Raw genomic sequence first — 8,093 nt, 5'->3', positions numbered from 1 at the left:
ACTGTGCCCCGCCCAGCAGGACCACATCCCGCTCGATCCCCAGCCGCAGCCCGTAATCGGACACGATGCCGCTTGCATACGAGTGATACGTGGAGACTTTTGGTTCGAGGTCGTCGGCCCCCAAAAGACCCTCCGGGAAGCCGATGCTGCCATCATCCTCTGCTGCGATGCGCTGAAGAGTGGCCAGTTTGTTCCGGATCCGACTGGCAAGTTCGCCGGCAGCCTTGCGCGTGAAGGTCACACCAAGCACTTCTTCCGGGCGTACCCACCCGTTGGCGACGAGCCACACCACCCGGTCCGCCATGGTTGCTGTCTTTCCTGACCCGGCTCCGGCGATCACCAGCCGGGGAGAGAGCGAAGAGGCAATGATGTCCGACTGTTCGGCAGTGGGATGGTTCTTCTCGCCGAGGATGCCAGCCAGCTCCGCGGGAGAAAACCGGGGCTCAGGAACATCCGCCCCGTCAAGGGCAATGGGAAGGGAGGCGGCAATTCCGTCCAGGAGCTCAATTGTCATTCGGTGACCTGCTTTCCTCTGGCACACAACGGGCAAACATCCGGAAGGCGGCACCCATGGCCGCCGTGCCCGCTCTTACCGGGATCGTGACGTGCTTCGAATGAGGCTCCGGCCATCAAGGCCGCAGCCTCGTTGACCAGTTCCTCCGCCCAGTTCACAGCCGGATCCAGAGGATCCTGCTGCTGCACTGCCGGCGTCTTTGTTTTGGTGCCAAGGTGGGCCAGCACTGCACCGCCCGGGGCAAAGCCGGGCGCGGTGCGTGATCCGGCGTCGGGTACTTCATCCCCGGTTCCGGCGTCCTGGAAGGCGCCCTTGAGCACCGCCGCCTGATAGGCGCCAAGTTGCGGGTGCCGGGCTACTTCGGCCTTGCCCGGCTGGCGTTTGCCGGTCTTGAGGTCAACCACCACAAGCCGGCCCTGGGAATCTACCTCCAAGCGGTCCACCTGCCCCCGGAGTACGGCGTGCCGGGTGGAGACCGCTTCAGGATCTGACGGCTCTGCGATATCCAGGCAGACATCGGGAAGCTGGACTTCGAAGTCGTGCTCCACGGCGAGGAGGCTCCGTCCCTCGCTGCGCATAATGAGGATGTACTGGGCCAGCTTGCGCACCATCTGCTCAGCGCGTTGGAAATCGAGCTTCCCTTCCCAGTTATCCTTCATGCCCAGCGTGGGCCACCTGCGGACCAGCTCAGCTACATATTCCGATCCCGAGGCCTCGGGCAGTTCCTGGGCGATGCTATGAACCAAAGTACCGAGGCTGCGTGCGAAGTCGGTGGCAGCCTCACCCCCGGCTGCTTGGACGAACCAGTCCAGCGGCGACTTATGGACGGCTTCAACTTTGGAAGGCGAGACGGAGACCGTAGCCCCGGGAGGGACAACTGGTTCCGATGAGCTGAGCGGGGCCAATCCCCACCACGAATCGGGGTGGGCTCCCGGAACGGGTGGATCCGCGGTGGCAAGGCGGGCGAGTATCCGTGCGGCTTCCAATCCCGGTCCGCCGCCACTGGCGTCTTCAGACACGGATTCAGCCGATTGGGCATGCTGCCTCAGCTCCGCAACAAGGGCCCTCAGCGTCATGGGACGGTCCACCGCGGTGTAATCGCGCTTGTACTGCCCGGATCCCAAAGGGGCAACATAATCCAAGAAAGCAGAGGGCTGTTCATCCTCCGAAGACACCGCCGTGCAGATCAGTATCTCCCTGGCCCGCGAAACTGCCGTGGAGAAACTCCTGAGTTCGTCATAGCGGATATCGCGGAGCCTGCTCAGGGGTCCCCGACGCACGGCGTAGTCCACCCCATGTTCCACGGCATCGGCATAGACAGTGCTTCCGAGCAGTTCGCCGCGCAGCCGGGTGTTCGGCCATACGCCCTCCTGCAGACCGGCAACAATGACCATGGGCCATTCACGACCCGCTGCACTGGCCGGCGTCATGATCTCAACGCACGCCTCAAGCTGGGCACGTGCCGCTAGGGTGTCCATGGGAAGTTCCTGGTTCAGCAGGTAGTCCAGGAATTGCTCGGGACCGGATCCCGGCAACTGGTCCACGAAGCGTTCGGCGGTATGGAACAGTGCCATCATGGCATCGAGGTCACGATCCGCACGTGCACCGGCGTTGCCACCTTCCAGCGCCGTTTCCGCCCAGCGTGACGACAAACCGGTAGCCTGCCACAGAGCCCACAACACTGACTCAGCATTGGCACCTGGCTCAGCAGCGGCCTTGGATCCTGCCGCAATCATCCGGGCAAGCCGACGAGCCGAACTGCCTTCAATTCCAAGCGATGCCAGTGCCCCGGGTTCCAACAGCGCTTCGACCAGAAGGGCATCACTGGACCTGCCGCCGGCCCCCAGGAGTTCCTCACGCCGGAGTGATTGCCTGAGCCTGCGCAATTCGATCGCGGTGGCTCCGCCGATGCGCGATGTCAGCAATGAAACGGCCGTTTCCGGGGTCAGCTTGGCGGGGTCCAGGACAATGGCAAAAGCCTCCAGCAATGGGCGCACGGCCACTTCATCGCGCACAGCTGTATCCGCCACTGGAACGCGCACAGGTATGCCCTGACCGCCCAGGTAACGCTGCATCTGCGAAATCTGGCCACCATTGCGAACAATCACGGCTATGTCGCTGAATTCCCGCCCTTCCCTCAGCTGCGCTTCCAGAATGCGCTGGGCAACGTACCTAAGTTCATGCACGGATGAGGGCAGCACGTGCCCTTCCACCCTGCCCTCGCTGTCCGGTGACTGTCCTTCATTGGCTGCGCTTGGCGGTTGCTCCAGCCGCCTCGCCAGCTGACCGCCGGAGCGCTGGGATATACGTGCCGCGACGCGCGTCCAGGCCTCGGCCACCACAGGCCGGTGCCGGTGGGTGAACCACAGAGGACGTTCATGGACCGCACCCTGTATCCCGCCCACCAAGGAAGGCAGCTCAGCAACAAGGTCCGGACGGGCACCGCGGAAGCCCTGCACAACGGTATCCGGAGAGTAGGTGACCACCACGTCCTTGCCCTCGGAAATATCGGCGAGAAGTTCAAAGACTGCAGGGTTGGACTCCTGGGCGTCATCGACCAAAATCAGTTGGAGGCGTTCGCGTTCGGCGGCCAGGAAGGCCGGCGAGTCCTGGAAGATCTGGCGGGCCGTGGTGATGATCCCTGCGGGGTCGAAGGCTTCCGGCATACGGAGGTCCAGGACGTCACGGTATTCGCTGTACAGCTCCGCTGCTGCCATCCAATCAGGACGTCCGCACTCGTAGGCGAGCCCCACCAGGTCTTCCGCGGTTCGGCCGGACTCAATGATGCGGTCGAACAACTGGCGGATCTCATGGCGGAAGCCGCGGGTGGGAAGGGCCGCGCTGAGGTCTTCCGGCCACGGCAACTCGAAGCCCGGCCGCGCATGCCCTTCAAGAAGTTCCTTGATGATGAGGTCCTGCTCCGGACCTGAGAGAAGCTTCGGCGGCCGGGCAAGCGGTATGACGCCCTCGGCCTTGGCCCTGCGGATAACGTCAAAAGCGTAAGACGCCCAAGTCCGTGCCGGCGTCGTACTGAGGCTGCGGTCCAGCCGTCCGGTGAAGGTATCCCGCAACGCCGCGGCGGCGTGCCTTCCAGGGGCAAGGATCAGGATCCGCTCAGGATCCACGCCGTCCTCACGAACGCGCCGTACCGCCGATTCGACGAGCACGGTGGACTTTCCCGTTCCGGGACCACCGGGGACCAGGACAGGGCCGCTTCCTTGCGGGAGGGAAACGATTGCGTTTTGGTCCGGAGATAAAACGGGGGCCGCGTAGTGGGTCTCGCGCGGAGGCAACAGGCGAAGAGTTGCCGATGCTTGGCGGGGTTTGGCAGGAGTGGCGGTCACACAGTCATTTCATCATCGGGCACCGACAATTTATGGAGTTGACGCTCCAACTGGTCCGAGATCACATCAAGTTGATCGAAGTCCGCGTCCGAAGGCGCCCATCGCGCTGCAACCAGGTCCACCCGCCACCGGCCTTCCCCTGTCCTGAGGAAAGCCTCATAGGCGCCATGCAGAGGGGTGGATTCTTCCAGGTAATGCTTCAGGGCATCGACCTCGTGACCGGGAGGTGCTTCCCCGCTGGCCCGCAGGACACGCCACCAGGCGACTGAACTGCCGTAGTGGCTCATCACTGCACCTACCTGCCGCGGCCCGCCTGCACCCAGCAGCTCTGCGACGTCACCATAGGAGACCGCTGAACCCGATGGAACAAGGTCCACAACGGCCAGAACCGCCGTCACATACTCCATCCGCATGTGTTCAGCGTAACGGCAGGAGTGTCGTGCCCAAAGAGTGTCGGACCCAGCCGGTAGCTTGAAGACATGAGCTCCTGGAACACCCTCTCCCGCGCCGCCTTCGACCTCGAGACCACCGGGAAGAACTCGCGGTCGGCGCGAATCGTTACCGCGTCCATCACCGTTGTGGACGCCCACGGGGAGCTCATTGCAGAGCACGAATGGCTGGCGGATCCCGGCGTTGAGATTCCCCTTGAAGCCAGTGAAGTGCACGGGGTAACCACAGAGAAGGCTCGTGCGGAAGGCCGCCCGGCGGCAGAGGTCACCCGCGAGGTCGCCGGCGTACTGCAAGGACTGTTCGACGACGGCACTCCGGTCATCGCTTTCAACGCAAGTTACGACTTCACGGTCCTGGCTGCAGAATCCGCCCGCTATGGAGTGCCGCAACTGAGCCGTTTCCCGGTGCTGGACCCGTACGTGATGAATAAGCAGGTGGACCGCTATCGCAAGGGCAAGCGCACCCTCACTGCCCTGTGCGAGGAATACGGCGTTGACCTGACCAACGCACACACCTCCGCGGCGGACGCTCTCGCTACGCTGCGTGTGTTGGATGCCATGGCCGGCAAATTTCCCAAGCTGCAGATGCCGGCACCCGCGCTGCACCAGCTGCAAGTAGACTGGGCAGCATCCCAAGCCGCAGATTTCCAGCAGTATTTGCGGCGCAGCAAGCCCACGGCCGTGATCGAGGGCGAGTGGCCGGTTTTGCCGCCTGAGGATGCGAGCCGCGGCGGTTTCTAGACCCGGAGAATCCACCGGCCTGCTGTGTGCGACGCAAGTCACAGCACTTTTCGGGAACCCCAATTTCCGGCTTCTCCGCGTACGGATTCCCCGCGAGGTGCCGTCGTCGGAATAGTCCGGCGCCCGAAGGAGTCTTGGTAGGAACTTCGTTCGGCATAACAGAGTGCAAGCAACCATTTATTCGATTCAACGTGAGCCTGTGGCCTGGTGACATAATTAAGTTTGGCGGGTTGAAGTCTGCTAGGGCAGCCAACCTTCGTATTGCTGCCGCATTCCCCGCCCACTGCGAAACGTCTCCGTGACTCGATGAAAGTGATTTCTTCATGAAATTTAAAGCCCCCAAGTGGCTGTCTGTTGCCCCAGTGGCTGCAGCCTTGGTGATTTCCCTGGCAGCATGCGGCGGAGGAACCTCCGAGCCGAGCGGCTCGCCCACCGATGCCCTCGCAGGCAGCGACCAGAAGTCACTGGACACGTTCACCACCGCTGACGTGACGCCCCTGGACAAGATCGACAAGTCCAAGCTGGGCCTCGCCACCGACGGCACCTTGCGCGTTGGCACCCTCTCCGACGCTCCGCCCAACATCTTCATTGATCCTTCCGGCAACTTCACCGGCTACGACAATGAACTCCTGCGCGCCATTGGCGAGAAGCTGGGCCTGAAGGTGGAGTTCGCGTCCACCGACTTCTCGGCGCTCCTTTCCCAGGTAGGCAACAAGCAGTTCGACGTCGGATCCTCCTCGATCTCCACCACCGACGCCCGTCGAAAGACCGTTGGCTTCACCAACGGTTACGACTTCGGCTACATGGCCATCGTGACCAAGAGCGACTCCAAGGTCACAGGCTTCGCCGACGTCAAGGAAGGCCTCCGCATCGGCGTCGTCCAGGGCACCGTCCAGGATGACTACATGACGAACACGCTCAAGATCGAGCCGGTACGTTTCCCTGACTACAACACGGTCTACGGCAACGTGAAGAACGGCCAGATCGACGCGTGGGTTGCTCCTTCCCAGCAGGCCGAAGGCCAGGTCAAGGAAGGCGACAACACAAAGATCGCCGAGAAGGTTGTCAACACCCAGAACTTCACCGCGTACGCCGTGAACAAAGACAACCAGCCGCTGATCGACGCCTTGAACTCCGGCTTGGATGCTGTCATTGCTGATGGCACCTGGGCCAAGCTCACGGCCGAGTGGTACAAGGACCGTCCGACTGCTGCCGAGCAGACCCCCCAGGGCTGGAAGCCGGGCAGCAAGGCCGTCCAGCTCCCCGCCAAGTAAACAAGGCGTTCCATGGATATCCTCAATCAATTAGCCGAGACCTTCTTTGACTGGGAGGCAATGGGCGAAGTCCTTCCCAAGATGTTCGCCGTCGGCCTGCCAAATACCATCGTCCTGGCCGTCGTCTCGGGCATCATCGGGACCGCGATCGGAATGCTGCTCGCCCTGATGGGGATTTCCCGGAACGCAGCAGCACGGTGGATAGCCCGCATTTACACGGACATTCTCCGCGGGCTTCCTCCGGTGCTGACCATTCTGGTGATCGGGTTCGGTTTTGGCCCCATCATTCGTGAGCTGACAGGCTCCACCAGCCCGTACCCCATGGCCATCGCGGCGTTGTCCTTGATGTCCGGTGCATACATTGGCGAAATTTTCCGTTCCGGCATCCAAAGCGTGGACAAGGGGCAGCTCGAAGCAACCCGTGCCCTCGGGTTCAGTTACGGCTCGTCCATGCGCCTGGTGGTAGTACCCCAAGGAATCCGAAGGGTCCTTCCTGCCTTGGTCAACCAGTTCATTGCGTTGATCAAGGAATCCTCGTTGGTGTTCATGCTTGGCCTCCTGGCAACAGAGCGTGAGATTTTCCAGATCGGCAAGGACGCAGCCGCCAACAGCGGCAACTTGTCCCCCTACGTGGCAGCAGCCATCTTCTATCTGGCGCTGACCATTCCGCTCACGCACTTCGTGAACTTTATTGACGCCCGCATGCGCGCCGGTCGCCCCGAGAAGAAGGAACCGGACGAGGCAGCGGCCGTCGTTGGAAAAGGAGCGCAGGCATGAGTGAATTCGCATCAGGATCGTTGACGGCGAAGAACATCCACCTGTCTTTCGGCAGCAATCACGTACTGCGTGGGATCGACCTGCACGTGGAGAAGGGCACCACGGCTTCGGTGATCGGCCCTTCAGGCTCGGGCAAGTCGACGCTGCTGCGCGTGATGAACCGCCTCATCGAGCCGGACCAGGGCGACATCCTGCTGGACGGCCGGTCTGTGCTCAAGGACAACCCCGACGAACTGCGCCGCCGCATAGGCATGGTGTTCCAGCAGTTCAACCTGTTCCCCCACAAGACCGTGGCGGAGAACATTTCGCTGGCACTGCGCAAACTCCGTGGCATGTCCAAGGAGCAGGCACGCGAGGAAGCCTTGGCCCAGCTGGACCTGGTGGGCTTGAAGCACAAAGCTGACTCGCGTCCGGCAAACCTCTCCGGTGGCCAGCAGCAGCGTGTGGCAATTGCCCGCGCCTTGGCCATGAAGCCCGAGGTGATGTTCTTTGATGAAGCCACCTCAGCCCTCGACCCGGAGCTCGTGAAGGGCGTCCTTGCCCTCATGGCGGATCTGGCCCAAGGCGGAATGACCATGGTGGTGGTGACCCACGAGATGGGCTTCTCGCGCAACGTTTCCGATGTTGTGACCTTCATGGACGCCGGCGTGGTGGTGGAATCCGGTCCTCCGGAACAACTCTTCACCAATCCGCAGACGGCACGCCTGCAGGGCTTCCTGTCGGACGTCCTCTAGCCGGAACCGACCAAGCCTTGAGAACCCCGCCTTTGCGTTGCGAAGGCGGGGTTCTTTGCTGTGCTCAGTGTCCCGCCGGGATCACTGCCCGGCCTTGACGCGTAGGACGGTCAGAGCTGCGGCATCGACTTTGGCCCTGAAGGAGGCATCCTCTGTGGCCTTCTTCACCACTGCCTGGTGCATGGCAGGAATACTCCCGGGGTCCGCGCACACCAGCATGGTTCCACCGGCACCAAAGAAGTTCAGGGCGCGGTCGGCAT

At 62.4% G+C, this 8,093-nt stretch carries 7 protein-coding genes; 4 read left to right on the top strand and 3 right to left on the bottom strand.

Features of this window, described 5'->3' with window-relative positions; genetic code table 11:
• From HP499_RS17535 to HP499_RS17525, 3 genes are all read right to left on the bottom strand, one after another.
• Positions 1–514 (bottom strand): UvrD-helicase domain-containing protein (locus HP499_RS17535; RefSeq protein WP_172325486.1); only part of this gene is annotated, 514 nt, incomplete at its 3' end.
• On the bottom strand, positions 511–3,858 hold the full coding sequence (locus HP499_RS17530) for an ATP-dependent helicase (protein ID WP_172325485.1): 3,348 nt from the start codon (positions 3,856–3,858) through the stop codon (positions 511–513). The genes HP499_RS17535 and HP499_RS17530, both read right to left, overlap by 4 nt.
• Positions 3,855–4,271, bottom strand: coding sequence for an MGMT family protein (locus HP499_RS17525; protein WP_172325484.1), 417 nt, complete (start codon positions 4,269–4,271; stop codon positions 3,855–3,857). Before HP499_RS17525 ends, HP499_RS17530 begins: the two co-directional genes overlap by 4 nt.
• 66 nt (positions 4,272–4,337) lie before the next feature.
• Here HP499_RS17525 and HP499_RS17520 point away from each other — a divergent pair, with 66 nt between their 5' ends.
• From HP499_RS17520 to HP499_RS17510, 4 genes are all read left to right on the top strand, one after another.
• The gene (locus HP499_RS17520) at positions 4,338–5,048 is read left to right on the top strand and encodes a 3'-5' exonuclease (RefSeq protein WP_172325483.1); all 711 of its coding nucleotides are present in this window, start codon (positions 4,338–4,340) and stop codon (positions 5,046–5,048) included.
• Between the two features lie 323 nt (positions 5,049–5,371).
• Positions 5,372–6,322: an ABC transporter substrate-binding protein gene (locus tag HP499_RS24895; RefSeq protein WP_216660121.1), complete on the top strand. Its 951-nt coding sequence runs from the start codon at positions 5,372–5,374 to the stop codon at positions 6,320–6,322.
• Positions 6,323–6,334: 12 nt separating this feature from the next.
• Complete coding sequence (locus HP499_RS24890) at positions 6,335–7,099, top strand: amino acid ABC transporter permease (RefSeq protein ID WP_216660120.1); 765 nt, start codon at positions 6,335–6,337, stop codon at positions 7,097–7,099.
• On the top strand, positions 7,096–7,833 hold the full coding sequence (locus HP499_RS17510; protein WP_172325482.1) for an amino acid ABC transporter ATP-binding protein: 738 nt from the start codon (positions 7,096–7,098) through the stop codon (positions 7,831–7,833). Before HP499_RS24890 ends, HP499_RS17510 begins: the two co-directional genes overlap by 4 nt.
• Positions 7,834–8,093: the final 260 nt, after the last annotated feature.

The sequence above is a fragment of the Paenarthrobacter sp. CM16 genome (assembly GCF_013179505.1).
Classification (GTDB): domain Bacteria; phylum Actinomycetota; class Actinomycetes; order Actinomycetales; family Micrococcaceae; genus Arthrobacter.
Note: the sequence above shows the minus strand (reverse complement) of the source record. Positions and strands in the feature narration are given on the sequence as shown.